At 73.3% G+C, this 15,934-nt stretch carries 13 protein-coding genes; 6 read left to right on the top strand and 7 right to left on the bottom strand.

What is annotated here, in order from left to right; all coding sequences use genetic code 11:
- Window positions 1-87 precede the first annotated feature (87 nt).
- Complete coding sequence (locus tag Nocox_RS20205; protein ID WP_020542749.1) at window positions 88-1,461, top strand: APC family permease; 1,374 nt, start codon at window positions 88-90, stop codon at window positions 1,459-1,461.
- A 16-nt stretch (window positions 1,462-1,477) separates the two neighbouring features.
- Here the strand turns inward: Nocox_RS20205 and Nocox_RS20200 are convergent, their stop codons facing one another.
- The gene (locus Nocox_RS20200) at window positions 1,478-2,236 is read right to left on the bottom strand and encodes a PLP-dependent aminotransferase family protein (RefSeq protein ID WP_020542750.1); all 759 of its coding nucleotides are present in this window, start codon (window positions 2,234-2,236) and stop codon (window positions 1,478-1,480) included.
- Between the two features lie 304 nt (window positions 2,237-2,540).
- Here Nocox_RS20200 and Nocox_RS20195 point away from each other — a divergent pair, with 304 nt between their 5' ends.
- Window positions 2,541-3,458 (top strand): TIGR03619 family F420-dependent LLM class oxidoreductase, encoded by a 918-nt coding sequence (locus Nocox_RS20195; protein ID WP_020542751.1) that lies wholly within the window; start codon window positions 2,541-2,543, stop codon window positions 3,456-3,458.
- Between the two features lie 72 nt (window positions 3,459-3,530).
- Here the strand turns inward: Nocox_RS20195 and Nocox_RS20190 are convergent, their stop codons facing one another.
- Together Nocox_RS20190 and Nocox_RS44165 are read right to left on the bottom strand one after the other, a co-directional pair.
- On the bottom strand, window positions 3,531-3,902 hold the full coding sequence (locus Nocox_RS20190; RefSeq protein WP_084685569.1) for a winged helix-turn-helix transcriptional regulator: 372 nt from the start codon (window positions 3,900-3,902) through the stop codon (window positions 3,531-3,533).
- A 114-nt stretch (window positions 3,903-4,016) separates the two neighbouring features.
- Window positions 4,017-5,372, bottom strand: coding sequence for a CHAP domain-containing protein (locus Nocox_RS44165; RefSeq protein ID WP_026214252.1), 1,356 nt, complete (start codon window positions 5,370-5,372; stop codon window positions 4,017-4,019).
- Between the two features lie 145 nt (window positions 5,373-5,517).
- Here Nocox_RS44165 and Nocox_RS20180 point away from each other — a divergent pair, with 145 nt between their 5' ends.
- Both Nocox_RS20180 and Nocox_RS20175 read left to right on the top strand, forming a co-directional pair.
- Entirely contained in the window at window positions 5,518-8,526 is a 3,009-nt protein-coding gene (locus Nocox_RS20180) for an AfsR/SARP family transcriptional regulator (RefSeq protein ID WP_020542753.1), read from the top strand.
- 95 nt (window positions 8,527-8,621) lie between these two features.
- Window positions 8,622-9,317, top strand: coding sequence for a M15 family metallopeptidase (locus tag Nocox_RS20175; protein ID WP_020542754.1), 696 nt, complete (start codon window positions 8,622-8,624; stop codon window positions 9,315-9,317).
- Here the strand turns inward: Nocox_RS20175 and Nocox_RS20170 are convergent.
- A complete protein-coding gene (locus tag Nocox_RS20170) occupies window positions 9,314-10,963 on the bottom strand; it encodes an FAD-dependent oxidoreductase (protein ID WP_020542755.1) in 1,650 nt (549 codons plus the stop codon). The genes Nocox_RS20175 and Nocox_RS20170 overlap by 4 nt on opposite strands.
- A 244-nt stretch (window positions 10,964-11,207) precedes the next feature.
- Between Nocox_RS20170 and Nocox_RS20165 the strand changes: the two genes are divergently transcribed.
- Window positions 11,208-11,930 carry a VOC family protein gene (locus tag Nocox_RS20165; RefSeq protein ID WP_020542756.1) on the top strand — a complete coding sequence of 241 codons (723 nt, stop codon included), beginning with the start codon at window positions 11,208-11,210 and terminating at the stop codon, window positions 11,928-11,930.
- A gap of 16 nt (window positions 11,931-11,946) precedes the next feature.
- On the opposite strand, the gene Nocox_RS20160 is transcribed toward Nocox_RS20165, so the two are convergent.
- The 3 genes from Nocox_RS20160 to Nocox_RS20150 all read right to left on the bottom strand — a co-directional run bounded on the left by Nocox_RS20160 (window position 11,947) and on the right by Nocox_RS20150 (window position 15,445).
- Window positions 11,947-13,797, bottom strand: coding sequence for a glycoside hydrolase family 15 protein (locus tag Nocox_RS20160; RefSeq protein WP_020542757.1), 1,851 nt, complete (start codon window positions 13,795-13,797; stop codon window positions 11,947-11,949).
- Window positions 13,798-13,861: 64 nt separating this feature from the next.
- Window positions 13,862-14,005, bottom strand: a complete 144-nt coding sequence (locus tag Nocox_RS43130) for a hypothetical protein (RefSeq protein ID WP_020542758.1) — start codon at window positions 14,003-14,005, stop codon at window positions 13,862-13,864.
- A gap of 135 nt (window positions 14,006-14,140) precedes the next feature.
- Complete coding sequence (locus Nocox_RS20150) at window positions 14,141-15,445, bottom strand: hypothetical protein (RefSeq protein WP_026214253.1); 1,305 nt, start codon at window positions 15,443-15,445, stop codon at window positions 14,141-14,143.
- A gap of 178 nt (window positions 15,446-15,623) precedes the next feature.
- Between Nocox_RS20150 and Nocox_RS20145 the strand changes: the two genes are divergently transcribed.
- Window positions 15,624-15,926 carry a DUF6355 family natural product biosynthesis protein gene (locus tag Nocox_RS20145; protein WP_020542759.1) on the top strand — a complete coding sequence of 101 codons (303 nt, stop codon included), beginning with the start codon at window positions 15,624-15,626 and terminating at the stop codon, window positions 15,924-15,926.
- Window positions 15,927-15,934 lie beyond the last annotated feature (8 nt).

Raw genomic sequence — 15,934 nt, 5'->3', positions numbered from 1 at the left:
TGGAGGTACTGACCGGCGGGCCCGTGTGACTTACGGTGATGGCATGTGTACGCACAGCTCCCCGGAGCGTACGGCGAAGGACCGGCCATGACCCAGACCCCTCCCCCCGGCTCGCACAGCCTGAAGCGGGTGATGGGCCCCGGCCTGCTGCTGCTGTTCATCATCGGCGACATCCTCGGCACCGGCGTCTACGCGCTGATGGGCGCGGTCGCCGGCGAGGTGGGCGGCGCCGCCTGGCTGCCGTTCGTCGTCGCCTTCACGGTCGCGCTGATCACCGCCTGCTCCTACCTGGAGCTCGTCACGAAGTACCCCGAGGCGGCGGGCGCCGCGCTCTACGTGGACAAGGCGTTCGGCAGGCACGCCCTGACCTTCCTCGTGGGCTTCGCCGTCATGTGCTCGGGCATCACCTCCGCCTCGGCCGCGTCGCGGGCCTTCGCCGCCAACCTCGTCACCGGGTTCGGCCTGGACGGAGGCAACCTGCTCGTGCTGGTCATCGCGGCCGGCTTCATGCTCCTGGTCATGGCCGTCAACCTGCGCGGCGTCGGCGAGAGCGTCAAGGCCAACGTGGTGCTCACCCTGATCGAGCTGTCCGGGCTGCTGCTGGTCATCGTGCTCAGCATGTTCTTCATCCTGGGCGGGCAGGCGGACTTCTCCCGCGTCGTCGCCTTCGAGACCCCCGCCGACAAGAACGTGTTCCTGGCGATCAGCGCCGCGACGTCGCTGGCCTTCTTCGCCATGGTGGGCTTCGAGGACTCGGTCAACATGGCCGAGGAGACCAAGGACCCGATCCGGACCTTCCCCCGGATGATGTTCACCGCGCTCGGCGTCACCGGGCTGATCTACGTCCTGGTGTCGATCTGCGCCGTCGCCGTCGTGCCCGTCGGGCGGCTCGCCGGCAGCGAGACGCCGCTGGTGACCGTGGTGCGCACCGCGACGCCGGACTTCCCTATCGCCGGGCTGATGCCGTTCATCTCCATGTTCGCCGTCGCGAACTCCGCGCTGATCAACATGATGATGGCCAGCCGGCTCCTCTACGGCATGGGCAGGCGGGGCGTGCTGCCGCCCGTCCTGGCCTCGGTGCACCCGGTCAGACGCACACCGCAGGCGGCGATCGTGTTCACCACCGTGCTGGCCGTCGGGCTCGTCGTCCTGCTCTCCCTGGATCCGGAGAGCCCGGTCGTGGCGCTGCTGGGCGGGACGACGTCGCTGCTGCTGCTCGCCGTGTTCGCCGCCGTCAACGTGTCCGTGCTGGTCCTGCGGCAGGACCGGATGGAGGTCGCGCACTTCGACGCGGGCCGCGTCCTGCCCGTGCTGGGCACGGTCACCTGCCTCTACCTGGTGCTGCCGTGGTCGTCCGGGCGGCCGGCCGGCCAGTACGAGATCGCGGGCGCGCTGCTGGCGCTCGGGGTGGCCCTCTGGCTGGTGACCCGGCTGGCCACCAGGCCCAGGCACCGGATCTGATCCGCCCGGTCCCGGGTCAGGGGCCGAGGATCAGCCGCCGCGCCGCCGCCTCCCCCTCGGCCAGCACGGCGGCGGCCCGGTCGAGCGAGTCGTCCACGGCGGCGGCGAACGCCCCGGGCCCGCCGAGCGCCGCGACCGTGTCCGCGGGCAGGAACTTCACCAGCAGCGCCGCCGTGCCCGGCGGCAGGCCCGCGAAGTGCACGGTGAGCAGGCCGTGGTCGCGCAGCAGCACCATCGCCAGCGCGGCCGTGGCCTCGATCGGCTCCAGCGGCGGCGCGCCGGGGCCGGCGCGGCGGGCCAGCTCCCCGTTGATCGCCTCCCCCGGCAGGCGGGTGATGAACGGGGTGTCCTCGACGAGCTCGCCGCCGAGCCGTTCGCGCAGCGCCGCGCCGACCAGCCGGGTCGAGGCGATCAGCTCGCGAACCCGCTCGTCGGTGTAGGTCTCCAGGGTGCGCACGACGGCCGGGTACAGCACGGGGCGGCATTCGCTGCCCAGCTCGTAGGCGCGGGCGCGGGCGCGGGACACCAGGTCGGCCCGGCCGCCGAGCAGGCCGACGCGGGGGCCGGCGACGCCGTACTTGTCCAGGCCGGTGGCGCCGAGGTCGGCGCCGAGCCGCAGCGTGCGGGGCTGGCCGAGGGCGGCCGGGCCGACCCGCGCGCCGCCGGCGTCGTCCACCACGACGAGCGCGCCGCGGGCGCGGGCCAGCTCGACCGCGCGGTGGATGTCGGCCTCGTCGAGGGCCTCGTAGGTGACGGCGAGCCTGGTCAGGGCCACTCGTCGTCCATGAGCGAGGGGTCCACGTCGGGCATCGGCAGGCCCCGTTCCAGGCCGGTGACGTTGTGGAGCGGCGCGCCGGCGGCCCTTCGGCGCTGGATGTGCCGCCAGGCCTCGGCCTGTTTGCGCAGGTGGGCCTCGGTGTCGGGGAGGATCGTGCCGGACGCGTACGGGAGCCCGCCGGAGGGCGTACGGCTTGAGCGGTCATGATCTCAGCAGATCAGACAGGCCGTCGGAGGGACAACACGGACACCTAACTCGTTTTTTGCGAGTGAACTATAAAGAACGTAGTAGTGTGCTGGGCATGGAACTCGGTATCGCCCTGCCCACCTCCGGGCCTCTGGCCGGCCCCGCCGCCATCGCCCGCGTCGCCCGCGAGGCCGAACAACTCGGCTACGACTCGGTGTGGACCTACGAACGACTGCTGCGACCGACCGCGCCCGTCGCCATCGGCGGCGGCGACCCCCAGCCTGTGCCCGAGATCTACCGGGTCGTCTACGAGCCGCTGGAGACGCTGAGCTACGTGGCCGCGCTCACCGACCGGATCAAGCTCGGCACCAGCATCATCGACGCCCTGCTGCACCCCGCCGTCGTCCTCGCCAAGCGCCTGGCCACCCTCGACCAGCTCAGCGGCGGCCGGGTGGTGGCCGGGCTCGGCCAGGGCTGGATGCCGCAGGAGTTCGCCGCCGCCGGGGTGCCGATGAGCCGGATCGGGCGCGGCATGGACGAGGTCGTCGCCGCCATGCGGGCGAGCTGGGGGCCGGACCCCGTCGCGTACGAGGGCGACTTCACCCACATCGCCGCCTCCGAGATCAACCCGAAGCCGGTGCAGCCGCGGCTGCCGATCCTGCTGGGCGCCATGACGCCGGGCGGCATCCGGCGGGCCGCGCGCATCGCCGACGGGCTCAACCCGGTGGTGATCAACCGTGACACGCTGATCGACATGACCAAGGCGTTCCGGGCGGCGGTCGCGGAGCAGGGCCGCGACCCGGAGTCGGTGACCGTGGTGGCCCGGGCCAACGTGCCGCTCACGGCCGAGCCCCTGGGCGACGAGCGGCCGTTCCTGGGCGGCTCGCCGCGCGAGATCGCCGACGACCTCAAGGGGCTGGAGGGCACCGGCGTGGACCACGTGCTGTTCTCCGGCATGGGCTTCGGGCCGGAGGCCGGGCTCGACGAGACCCTCGCCCGCTACGCCGAGCTCATCAGCCTGGCCCGCCGGTAGGCGGGGACCGCCTCACCCGCCGGCGGTGCCGACAGCGGCGCCGGCATGGGCCGCCGGTCAAGGGCGGCCGGCTCAGGGGCGGCAGAGTTCGCCGAGGTTGTTGCGGGCGGCCCACTCGCGCAGCTCGTGGAAGGCCTGCCGGAGGTCCTCGCCGACCGGGGTGAGCCGGTAGAGGACCGCCGTGCTCGGCCCGTCGGCGAGCTGCCGCTCCACCAGGCGCGCGGCCGTCAGCTCGCGGAGGCGGTCGGCGAGGATGCCGTCGGTGATCCCGTGGATCATCTTGGCGAGCTCGCTGAACCGCGCCGGCCGCTGCATCAGCGCCACGATGATCATGCCGTTCCAGCGTTTGCCGAGCACCTTGAACACGTCCACGAACTGCACGTCGCACCCGCTGACCTGCGCGTGCTGATCCGCTGCCACGGCTGAGGAAAGGCGCTCGGTCATGGCCGCCAGCCTACCCGCCCCGCCCTCGCGAAGAACCGGCCTGGTCAGGCGGCCGGGCAGCACGGCGCCGGGCCGGCGCTCGGCGCCGGCCCGGCTCGTTCCGTGAGGTGGTCGTCAGCGGACGACGCCCTGGCTGTCCTTGCCGTCGCCGTCCCAATCACCCGTGATCGGCAACTCCGCGCCACCGTTGCCGTAACCCACCGACACCGTCCCCTCGATCGCGCCCGTCACCGGACCCGTCCGCAGATAGAACGTGGTGCCCATCCGCACCCCGACGTTGTCCTTGCCGTCGCCGTCCCAGTCACCCGCCAGCGGCGCCGCACCCGGATCCCCGTACCGCACCACATAAGCCGCCGCACCCGTCTGCGGCGTGTTCGACAACAGGAACGTCCCCGACACCGGATCGTAGGCACTGACCGAGTCCTTGCCGTCGCCGTCCCAGTCACCCACCACCGGAAGCATCCCCGGATCCCCGTAGGCCACCGACACCGTCGTCTCCGTCATCGTCGTCACCGGACTCGTCCGCAGGAAGAACGTCAGCCCCATCCGGACACCCACGTTGTCCCTGCCGTCACCGTCCCAATCCCCCACGAACGGCACCCCACCCGGATCCCCGTACCGGAACGAATACGACGCCAGACCCGACTCCGGCGTGTCCGAGATGTAGAACGTCCCCGACGTCGGATCATAAGCACTCACCGTGTCCTTACCATCACCGTTCCAGTCACCCCGGATCGGCACCATCGGCGAGTTCCCGAACTGCACCACCGGCCGCGTCGCCACATTCGACGACTGACTGTCGGACAGATAGAAGTCCAGAACACCCAGACTGCTCCCGCCGTCGATGCCGACCGGCGCGGAGTAGCCCACGATGTCGATGTCGGAGCGGGCGTAGTCCTTGTACTTGATCGCGTCGCCGCTGTTGCCCTCGATCGTGTAGACGCGGCTGCCGTCGGACGACCTGACGATGCCGACGTGGTCGATGGAGCCGCTCTGGTCCCAGTCGAAGACCAGGGCGTCCCCGGGCTGCGGGGTGTACCCGCTGGAGCGGGCGTGCCAGGTGCCGTTCTGGGTGCCGTAGTCCTTGAAGGACGACGCCCACCCGGTCAGCACGCCGCCGTTGCCCTCGGCGACGTCCGCGTGGCGTACTCCGGCGTTCTTCCAGACGTACTTGGCGAAGTCGGCGCACCAGTCGCTGTCGCGGAACTGCACGCCGTCGCCCGTGCCGCAGCCGGTGGCCGGCTTCCACGTGCGGAACACGCCGGTGTAGTAGTTGCAGCCGCTGCCCATGGGGTTCTCCTTGTTGCGTGCGGCGTTGCCGGCCTCGCGCTGCGCGATCGAGACGATCGTGTCGCGGCTCGCGGCGGCGGCGGGCGTGGCGAGCGCGGCCTGCAGTCCGGCCAGGGCCATCGCCCCGGCCGCCGCCGTGGCGAGGCAGGTGGCGGCGCGGGTTCGCGTGGAGCTGCTCATGGTGTGTCCTCCCGGTTCGGTGTTCGACGTCACCGAGAGTGGGCCGGGCCGCTCCAAATCGTCTGCAATAGCGCTGTACCGGTTCCTGCTGTCATGATCGGGGTCCGGCAGGTGTGGCGCGGCTCACGCGAACCTGGGGGAACGCATGGACTTACGGCTCCTGGGACCGGTCGAGGTGTGGAGCGGCGGGCGGCAGGTGCCCGTCGGCGGCGCCAAACCGCGGACGTTGCTGGCCGCCCTGCTGCTGGAGGCCGGCCGTGTCGTCACCGTCGACCGGCTGATCGAGGCGATCTGGGAGGAGGATCCGCCGCCGACCGCGCGCGGCGTGCTGCAGACCTACGTCGCCTCGCTGCGCAGGGCGTTCGCGGGGGCCGGGCTGCCGGACGTCATCGTCTCGCACCGGCTCGGCTACCTGGCGGAGATCGCGCCGGACTCCCTCGACAGGAACGTCTTCGAACGGCTGGTCGCCCAGGGCCGCCACGCGGCGCGGCGGGGCCGGCCCGAGGAGGCGGCGGAGACGCTTCGCAGGGCGCTCGGGCTGTGGCGTGGCGAGGCGCTGGGCGGGATCGGCGGCGCGCACCTGCGGGCGGAGGCCGTACGGCTGGAGGAGCTGCGCCTGGCCGTCACCGAGGAGCGTGTCGCCGCCGACCTGGCCGCCGGCCGGGACGAACAGCTCATCGACGAGCTCGCCGAGCTGGTCGCGCTGCACCCGGCGCGCGAGCGGCTGCGCCGCGACCTCATGGTGGCGCTCTACCGGGTCGGCAGGCAGTCCGACGCGCTGGCCGTCTACCAGCAGGGCAGGCAGGTGCTCGTCGCGGAGATGGGCGTCGAGCCGGGGCCGGAGCTGCGCCAGGCGCAGGAGGCCATCCTGCGCTCGGACCCGGCGCTGGCGCGGCCCGCCAAGCCCGGGGGGCGCCTGCCGCGCCAGCTTCCGTCGCCGCTGCCCGACTTCACCGGCCGGGAGCGGGAGGTGGCGGCGCTGCGCGACCACCTGACCAGGGCCGGCGCCATGCCGATCTGCGTCATCTCCGGCCAAGGCGGCGTGGGGAAGTCCGCCCTGGCGCTGCGCGCCGCGCACGAGATCGCGCACGCCTACCCCGACGGCCAGCTCCACGTCGAGCTGCGCGGCACCACGCGCACCCCGGCCGGCGCCGAGGAGGTCCTCGGGCGGCTGCTGCGCGAGCTGGAGCCGGCCGGCGCGCCGCTCCCCCTCACGCTGGAGGAGCGCTCCGCCCGCTACCGGACGCTGCTGGCCGGCGGGCGCCGGCTGATCGTGCTGGACGACGCCGCCTCCGAGGCCCAGGTACGCCCGCTGCTGCCCGGCGGCGAGGGCTGCGCCGTGATCGTCACCTCCAGGAACCGGCTCGCCGGGCTGTCCGGCGCCATGCTCGTCGATCTCGGCATGCTGCCCGCCGGGTCCGCCATCGACCTGCTCGTCAGGATCGCGGGCGAGGAGCGGATCACCGGCGACGCCGAGGCGGCCCGCCAGATCGTCCGCCAGTGCGGCGGCCTGCCGCTCGCGCTGCGGGTCGCCGGGGCGCGGCTCGCCTCGCGCCGCCGCTGGTCGGCCCGGCGCCTGGCCGAGCGCCTCGCCGACGAGCAGCACCGGCTCGACGAGCTGGCCGCCGGCGATCTGGAGGTGCGCGCGAGCATCGCCCTCAGCTACGAGATGCTCTCCGCCGCGGAGAAGCGGGCGCTGCGCAGGCTCGGGCTCCTCGGCCTGCCGAGCTTCCCCGTCTGGGTGGCCGCGACGGCCGTGGACGCCGGGATGCGCGCGGCCGAGCAGCTTCTGGAGCAGCTCGTGGACACCTCGCTCGTCGACGAGGTGGACCCGGACGAGACCGGCCAGGCCCGCTACCGCCTGCACGACCTGGTCCGGCTGTTCGCCGGCGAGCGCGCCCGGGCCGAGGAGCCGGCCGAGGAGATGACGGCGATGGCCGGGCGGGTGCTGGGCGGCTGGCTGTGGCTGGTCGAGCGGCTCAGCAAGGCCGTGCCGACGGGGGCCATCCCGGTGCGGGTCGCTCCGGAGCTGCTGCACCCGCTGGAGGAGGAGGCGGCGCGGCCGGCGCTCGCCGACCCGCGCGGCTGGTTCCGCGGCGAGGAGCAGCCGCTGATCGCGGCGGTCGAGCTGGCCGCCGCGCTGGACCTCGACCGGCTCGCCGTCGAGCTCGCCGCCGCCCTGTCGTCGGTGGCCTTCGAAGGCAGCCAGTACGTCTTCGACGACCCGTTCACCTCCTGGCACCGTACGCACGAGGCGGCGCTCGGCGCGGCCCGGCGCACCGGCAACGTGCTCGGCGAGGCGAGCCTGCTCGCCGGCCTCGGCCGGCTCTACTACGAGCGTGACTTCTACGCCGAGTCCCGGCGCTACCTCGGCCAGGCGCTGTCGCTGTTCCGGGCCGCAGGGGACGTCCGGGGGGAGGCGGCCACGCTCGCCGCGCTCGGCGCCGCCTGCCGCGAGCAGGGCCATCTGGCCGAGGCGCTGCACTTCCTCGGCGAGGCCGAGCCGCTCTGGGACGATCTCGCCGACGCCGGCGCGCTCGCGCACGTCAGACGGCTGGCAGGCACCGTGCGTCTCGAACGGGGCGACTACCCGGCGGCCTGGGCCGACCTCGGCGCGGCACTGACGCTCTACCAGGAGATCGGCAGCTCCCGGGGCGCCGGCCTGACCCTGCGCAACATGTCGCTGTACCACCGGGCGCGCGGCGAGTACGGCCCGGCCGAACGGCTGTGCGAGCAGGCGCTGGAGATCTTCCGCGGGCTCGGCGACCGGCTCATGGCGGCGTACTGCGCCCGCTCGCTGGCGAAGGTGCGGATCCGGCTGGGCGGGCACGACGAGGCCAGGCGCCTGCTGGAGGAGGCGCTGGGCGTGACGCGCACCCTGCACGACCGGTGGGGCGAGGCGTGCACGCTGCGCACGCTCGGCGAGCTCGACCTGGCCGAGGGCCGTCTCTACCAGGCGCAGGCGCGGCTGGAGGAGTCCGTGCGGCTGTGGGAGACGCTGCGGCTCGGCCTGTTCCGCGCCCGTACCCTGCGCGACCTCGCCTCCGTCCGCGAGGCGCTCGGCGACACCGCGGGCGCCCGCGAGCTGCTGGCCGAGGCGCTGGAGGTGTTCCGGCTGCACGGCTCCCGCGAGTACGGCGAGCTGTCCCGTTGAAAGGCGGGTTACAGGATTCTTGGAGCGGCCCGGGGAACGATGGCGGAGGCGCGGCATCGAGGTGAGCGCCCCTGGTTCCCACGTGGAGGCTTCCCATGCCGGAGATCGTGCTCCTGTCCGACCCGCGGATCGCCGCGGTCCCCGTCGAGGAGTGCGGGGAGCCTTTGGTGGACCTGCGCGACGTGGAGGCCCTGCGGGTCGATCCGCGGCTGGCCGACGGCGCGGGCGCGTACGCGCACGTGCGGCTGAGCGTGGCCGATCTGCTGGTGGCCGCGCAGACCCGGCTCCCGCGCGAGCTGCGGCTGCTGGTCGTCGAGGGCTACCGGCCGGCCGCGACGCAGGCGCGGGATTTCGCCTCGTCCGTCGCCCGCCACCGCGCCGCCCACCCGGGCTGGGACGACGAGCGGGCCGCCGCCGAGGCCGCGAAGTTCGTCTCGCCGCCCGCCGTGGCACCGCACGTCACCGGCGGCGCGGTCGACCTGACGCTGTGCACCGCCGGCGGCGCCGAGCTGCCGATGGGCACGCCGGTCAACGCCACGCCGCCGGAGGCGGGCGAGGAGTGCCGTACGGCCTCGGCCGCCGTCTCCCGTGAGGCCCGGGCCAACCGGGACCTGCTGATCGACGCCATGACGTCCGCCGGGTTCGTCAACTATCCCACCGAGTGGTGGCACTGGTCCTACGGCGAGCGGTACTGGGCCTTCGTCACCGGCGCGCGGCACGCCCGCTACGGCCCCCGGGACCGGCTGCCGGCGGGGGAGGCGCCGGTCCGGCGGGCGCGCGGGGCCCGTTAGGCGGGGTCGCCGGCGGCGTGGCGGGCGGCATGGCGGGCGGCCAGGTAGCCGAAGACGACGGCCGGGCCGATGGTGGAGCCGGGGCCGGGGTAGGTGCGGCCCATGACGGAGGCGGTGGTGTTGCCCGCCGCGTACAGGCCGGGGATGGCGGCGCCGTCCTCGCGCAGCACGCGGGCGTGCTCGTCGGTGAGCAGGCCGCCCTTGGTGCCGAGGTCGCCGGGATAGACGCGGAACGCCCGGAACGGCCCCTTCTCCAGCGGCCCGAGGTTGGGGTTGGGCTTGACCCGCGGGTCGCCGTAGTAGTTGTCGTAGACGGTGCGGCCCCGGCCGAAGTCGGCGTCCACGCCGGTGCGGGCGAAGCCGTTGAAGCGTTCGACGGTCGCGGCGAGGCGTGCGGCGTCGACGCCGATCTCGGCGGCCAGCGCCTCCACGGTCGGGGCCTCGGCCAGCAGGCCCGCCCGCTTCCACTTGCCCGCCTGCCCGGCGACGGCGGTGTTGAGGTAGCGGCGGGTGTGCCGGACGTCGGTGATCATCCACATCGGGCCGGCCTCGCCGTGCTTGAGCATGTCGTGGCCGACGTCGATGTAGGACGCCGACTCGTTGGTGAAGCGCTCGCCGCCGGTGTTCACCATGATCGAGAACGGCAGGGAGCGCTCGGCGACGAGGAAGCGGGGGTCGCCGCCTGGACCGAGCAGGGACGCGCCCCACCAGGCGTCGTCCATGAGCGCCAGCGCGGCGCCCGCCTTCGCGCCCATCGCGATGACCGTGCCGAGGTCGCCCTCGGGGGCGGAGGAGTAGCCGGGGATGCCGTGGTGCTCGCGGCGCCAGTCGCCGTTCTTGGCGAACCCGCCGGCGGCCAGGACGACGCCGTGTCGGGCGCGGATCCGGCGGGCGCGGCCGTTCCGTTCCACCACGGCGCCGACGACCGCGCCGTCCTCGATGATCAGGTCGACGATCGGGGCGGACAGCCAGACGGGGGTCTGCTGGGTGCGGACGATGTGCATGAGCGAGGCGGCGAGCGAGCCGCCGATGCCGGTCGGCCGTTTGCCGCCGGCGTACTGGCCGAGGGTGCGGAAGACGAAGCGGGCGCCGCGCACGAATCCGCCGGGGGTGGACCAGGCGCGCGACAGCAGCCACACGTCGTCGGTCATGAGGGGCAGCGGGATGCCGCTCTCCTTGGAGCGGGCGCTGTCGTACCAGGCGCCGAGCAGCTTGGTGTCGAACGGCGCGACCTCGATCGCCCGGCCCACCTTGCCGCCCGGCCGGTCCGGGTAGTAGTCGGGATAGTCGGGGGACCTGCGCCAGCGCACGCCGAGGCGGCCGAGGAAGGCGACCACCTCGGGGGCGGTCCGCACGTACGCCTTCCTGCGTTCGGGCGAGGAGGCGGGGCCGGCTTCGGCGATGACCTCGTCCATGTACCGCAGGGCCTCCTCGGGGGAGTCGCGGACGCCGGCGCGGAGCATGAGCGGGTTGGCCGGCATCCACAGCCCGCCGCCGGAGATGGACGTGGTGCCGCCCCAGCGCGGGGTGCTCTCCACCACCAGGGTGTCCAGCCCGCGGTCGGCGGCGGCGATGGCGGCGGTCAGGCCCGCCGCGCCGGAGCCCGCGACGAGCACGTCGACGATGCTGTCCCAGTGGTCGGTCAACGCGGCCCCCTTCGGATCGCGGAAGTCGCCTTCCTCGAACCGGACGGAATCGTCCGGTTGGTTCCGTAGTCTGGGCGATGATCGCGTACCGGGTCAATACGGCCGCTTCGACACGGGCTGGGGCCCGGGCGGGCGGAAAAGCATTGGCGTCGCGCGTTTCCCGCTGGCTAGCGTGATGGTGGTCATGCGTCGGACGGACCGCGTGCCCGCTGGCGCCCCCGATTCAGCCAGATGGGAGATGCCGATGACCTCACAGTTCATCGCGCTCTGTTTCGGCGCGCACGACCCCGTAGGACTCGGCCGCTTCTGGGCCGCGGTGCTGGGCAGGGAGCTGCTCGACGGCCGCCACGACGGCGTCGTGCTCCCGCCCGACGACGACACCGGCTTCGAGATCCGCTGCCTGCCGAGCCTGGAGAAGAAGATCGGCCAGAACCAGGCGCACTTCGACCTGACCAGCGAAACCCCCGAGCACCAGCAGCGGACGGTGGCGAGGGCACTGGAGCTCGGCGCACGGCACATCGACGTCGGGCAGCGCCCCGAGGAGGGCCACGTCGTCCTCGCCGACCCCGAGGGCAACGAGTTCTGCGTGATCGAGGCGGGCAACAAGTTCCTCGACGGATGCGGGTTCATCGGCGCGCTCGCCAGCGACGGCACCCAGGCCGTCGGCTACTTCTGGAGCCAGGCGCTCGGCTGGCCGCTCGTCTGGGACCAGGACGAGGAGACCGCGATCCAGTCGCCGCGCGGCGGCACGAAGATCACGTGGGGCGGCCCGCCGGTGGGCCCGAAGCACGGCAGGAACCGGCTGCACTTCGACCTCGCGCCCCCCGAGGGCGGCGACCAGCGGACGGAGATCGAGCGTCTGGTCTCCCTCGGCGCCCGCCTGGCCGACGGCGGCCGGCACGGCAGCGGCGTGGTGGAGCTGCTCGACCCCGACGGCAACGAGTTCTGCCTGCTTCCTTCCGCCTGACCCGCTCCCCGCCTGCTCAGCCGAGGGCCTGGTCCAGGTTGAAGGCCGCGCTGATGAGCGCCAGATGGGTGAAGGCCTGCGGGAAGTTGCCGAGCTGCTCGCCGGTGTGACCGATCTGCTCGGCGTACAGGCCCAGGTGGTTGGCGTAGGTGAGCATCTTCTCGAAGGCCAGGCGGGCCTCGTCGAGGCGGCCGGCCCGCGACAGCGCCTCGACGTACCAGAAAGAGCAGATCGAGAACGTGCCCTCCGGGCCCTCCAGCCCGTCCGGGCTGCGCTCGGGGTCGTAGCGGTAGACCAGCGAGTCGGAGACCAGGGCGTCGCCGAGCGCGTCCAGGGTGGACAGCCACTTGGGGTCCGTCGGCGAGACGAACTTCGCCAGCGGCATCATCAGCACCGCCGCGTCGAGCACCTCGTCGCCGGCGTGCTGGACGAACCCCTGCAGCCGCTCCGACCAGCCGTGCTCCATGATGTCGCGGTAGATGGCGTCGCGGCTCTCACGCCAGCGTGGCATGTCGGCGGGCAGGCCGCGCTGGATCGCGATGCGCATGGCGCGCTCGATCGCCACCCAGCACATCAGGCGCGAGTAGGTGAAGTTCTTGCGCCCGCCGCGCGTCTCCCAGACGCCCTCGTCGGGCTGGTCCCAGTGGGCGCAGACCCAGTCGACCAGCGTGCACAGCTCGTCCCAGCGCCGGCTGGAGATCGGCGTGCCCCATTTGTTGTACAGGTAGACCGAGTCGATGAGGGCGCCGTAGATGTCGAGCTGGAGCTGGCCGACGGCGTCGTTGCCGACCCGGACGGGCCGCGAGCCGCGGTAGCCCTCCAGGTGCGACAGCTCCTCCTCGGGCAGGTCGCGGCGACCGTCGATGCCGTACATGATCTGCAGCGGCCCGCCGGGGGCGGTGCCGCCCGCCCCCACGTGCTCGTCCAGGAAGCCCATGAACGCCTCGGCCTCCTCGGTGAAGCCGAGCCGGAGCAGGGCGTAGACGCAGAACGCGGCGTCGCGCACCCACACGTACCGGTAGTCCCAGTTGCGCCGGCCGCCGATCCGCTCGGGCAGGCTCGTGGTGGGCGCGGCGACGATGCCGCCGGTCGGGGCGTAGGTGAGCAGCTTGAGCGTGAGCGCGGAACGGTGCACGATCTCCCGCCAGCGGCCCCGGTAGCGGGAGGCCGACAGCCACCTGCGCCAGAACCCGACCGTCGCCGTGAACAGGTCCTCCGCCTGCTCCAGCGGGCAGCCGCGGGGCACGACACCGGGAGCGGCCCGGTCGAGGGCGAACACCGCCCGCTCGCCCTCGTGCAGCACGAACCGGGCGGAGGCGTCGCGGTCGTCGTGCTCCAACGGCACGCTGGAGAACAGCGTCAGGCTGAGCGCCGGGGAGGTGAAGACGGTCAGGTCGCCGTCCCTGGTCAGGGTGTGCGGCACCCGGCCGTAGTCGAACCGGGGCGCGACCAGCGCGCGGAAGGGCAGCTTGCCGCGTACGCAGGTGACCCGCCTGATCAGCCGGTGCCGGTCCACCTCGGCGTTGTCACGTTCCACGGGCATGAAATCCTGGATCTCGCCCACGCCGTCGTCGGCGAAGAACCGGGTGATCAGGACGTTGGTGTCGGGGAAGTAGAACTGCTTGGTCGTGTACGGCACGTCGGCGGCCAGCTCGAACGAGCCGCCCCTGTCGGCGTCCAGGATCGAGCCGAACACCGACGGCGCGTCGAACCGAGGGCAGCAGTACCAGTCGATGGTGCCGTTGGTGCCCACGAGCGCGACCGTGCGCAGATCGCCGATCAGCCCGTGCTCGCCGATCGGCAGGTAGCGGGGGTCGCCCCGGTGACCGCCCGGGTCGCCTGCCGGTGCGGCGCTGTCTGCCTGCATATATCCAACATAAGCAGCGACGGGCACCAGGTCGCGCGGGCGCGCCAGGCCCGCCCGGCTCCGGTCACGCGGCGCGTACCCGTTCGAGCTTCGTCCAGCCGGTCCAGCCGCGTTCCCGCAGCAGCTCGGTCAGTTCGCCCAGGTCGGCCTGGGTCGTGCTCAGCCTGGGGCACAGGACCAGCAGCCGTCCCCTGCCGCCGCGCGTCACCGGGATCGTGACACCGGTCGTGGTGGACCGTGTGCTGCCGGAGCGCGCCGTCGTCGGGTGCGGTGGTCGTCGTCATGCGGCCAGGCTGGAGGGTTGACGCCGCGTCAGGGCCAAATCGGCGGTGGCGCGGCGTGGTCAGGACGGGCCGACCGTCCAGTCCTCCTTCGACGGCGGATAGGCGAACGTCTGGGTGCCCCTCCACCCCTCCCCCACGATCCGGTAGTCGTGCGCCGCCTCCTCGGCGGTGTGGCCGGGACCGAGGTCGAGCTCGTCGGCGATCGACCAGCGGTCGCCGACCTTGTGCTCGACGAGGTAGCGGAACTCGTTGAAGCCGTCGGAGGAGGACACGAACCTGTTGACGACGGTGAGCGAGCTCCGGCCCGCCGTCAGGGCGGGCGGGAGCTCGACGACCTGGTCGCGCCACTTGTAGTCGCCGTCGCCGAGCAGCGGCGCCCACCGGCCCGCCGGGGCGTCGTTCACGGTGATGGCGGCCTGCTGCAGCGCGACGCCCGCGTCCAGGCGGCGGGTCAGCCGTACGCCGGTGTTGGCCGGATCGACGGCGACGGTGAACCGGCTCCACCCGCCGGGGCCGAAGGCGCGGCCGTCGTCGCTCACGATGTTCCCGGCCACCGGGCGACGCTCGGGCGAAGGGGACGGCGGCGAGGAGGCGGACAGCGGCGAGGGCGGGGGCGGGGGCGGGCCGTGGTGCCGCCCGATGCCGACCCCCACGGCCACAGCCAGCGCCACCGCCGCGACCGGCACCACGAACACGACCACGGCTCTCCACCGCGAAGCGGAACCCCCGGCCGACGCGACACCCGCCACGCCGGGCGCCTCCGCCACGCCGGGCGCCTCCGCCGGGTCCATCGCCCCGGTCGGGTCCGCCACCCCGGTCGGGTCCGCCACCTCCGTCAGATCCGGCGCGGGCGACGCGGGCGACGCGGGCGACGCGGGCGGCACGGGCGGCACGGGCGGCACGGGCGACGCGGGCGACGCGGGCGGGCGGTCCGTGCCGACGGACGAGCCCGGTCGGCCATCCATCCCGGCAGACGGGTCCCGACGGCCATCCACCCCGGCAGGCGGGCCGGGACGGCGGTCCAGGCCGCTGGCCAGCCGGCCGACGCTCACCCGTTCCCACGCGCGTTCCCACTCCGGCAGGTGGCTTTGGGGAACCCCGCAGGCCCGGAGGAACGCCAGCATCACGGCCTTCTTCGGGAAGCGCCGGCCGGCCAGCATGTCGGCGCAGGTGGCCCGGGGCAGCCGGGTGCCGCCCGCCTTGTCCGCTCGCGCCTGCAGCTCCCGGAGCGAGGCGTCGGCCAGCGCGAACTGCTCGACCAGCAGCTTCACCAGGTCCTCGTGGCAGCTCACCGCGGCCAGCGCCGGCGCCGATGCCGCTCCGCCCTCGCGGAGCGCGCCACGCCCTTCCGCATCCGCGCTCATCGTCGTCCCTCCGGCTCCCGTCCCGCGCTCCGCCTTCACTCTTAACAGAGAGTGTAGAGGCGATCACTTTACGTGTCCGGGGATGGCCGAGTCCGTCCGAGAGCCTGTTGGACACCCCGGCGGCTCCGCTGCACTGGGCGTCGTCAGGCATTCGTACGACGACACGAAGGAGTCACCCATGAACCGCACGAGCGCAGCCCGCTGGATCTCGCCGGCCCTCGCCGCCCTGTTCGGAGCCGCCCTGCTGGCCTCGGGCACGCCCGCCGGCGCGGCCACAGAACGCATGGCGGCACGCAACCCCTGCAACCTCTACCGTGACGGGGACCAGGCGATGTACAAGAACTGCAGTTCGGCCAACGAGAACATCTTCGTCACCCGCGTCCTGGGCTCGAACACCTACTACTGCGTGACGCCCGGCAGCGTCAAGCACCTCGGCAACTGGAACATCGTCTTCCGGGTCTACAACCGGGGAGGCTGCTGATCACGTCC

The organism is Nonomuraea coxensis DSM 45129 (genome assembly GCF_019397265.1).
In the GTDB taxonomy this organism is placed as follows: domain Bacteria; phylum Actinomycetota; class Actinomycetes; order Streptosporangiales; family Streptosporangiaceae; genus Nonomuraea; species Nonomuraea coxensis.
This window is presented reverse-complemented; position numbering and strand designations above follow the sequence as displayed.

Excerpts from the sequence above, each read along its gene's own strand:
- Nocox_RS20205 (WP_020542749.1), top strand. The coding sequence starts at position 88 with ATGACCCAGACCCCTCCCCCCGGCTCGCACAGCCTGAAGCGGGTGATG.
- Nocox_RS20160 (WP_020542757.1), bottom strand. The coding sequence starts at position 13,797 with ATGCAGGCAGACAGCGCCGCACCGGCAGGCGACCCGGGCGGTCACCGG.
- Nocox_RS20145 (WP_020542759.1), top strand. The coding sequence starts at position 15,624 with ATGAACCGCACGAGCGCAGCCCGCTGGATCTCGCCGGCCCTCGCCGCC.
- Nocox_RS20180 (WP_020542753.1), top strand. The coding sequence starts at position 5,518 with ATGGACTTACGGCTCCTGGGACCGGTCGAGGTGTGGAGCGGCGGGCGG.
- Nocox_RS20150 (WP_026214253.1), bottom strand. The coding sequence starts at position 15,445 with ATGAGCGCGGATGCGGAAGGGCGTGGCGCGCTCCGCGAGGGCGGAGCG.
- Nocox_RS20190 (WP_084685569.1), bottom strand. The coding sequence starts at position 3,902 with ATGACCGAGCGCCTTTCCTCAGCCGTGGCAGCGGATCAGCACGCGCAG.
- Nocox_RS20175 (WP_020542754.1), top strand. The coding sequence starts at position 8,622 with ATGCCGGAGATCGTGCTCCTGTCCGACCCGCGGATCGCCGCGGTCCCC.
- Nocox_RS44165 (WP_026214252.1), bottom strand. The coding sequence starts at position 5,372 with ATGAGCAGCTCCACGCGAACCCGCGCCGCCACCTGCCTCGCCACGGCG.
- Nocox_RS20165 (WP_020542756.1), top strand. The coding sequence starts at position 11,208 with ATGACCTCACAGTTCATCGCGCTCTGTTTCGGCGCGCACGACCCCGTA.
- Nocox_RS20195 (WP_020542751.1), top strand. The coding sequence starts at position 2,541 with ATGGAACTCGGTATCGCCCTGCCCACCTCCGGGCCTCTGGCCGGCCCC.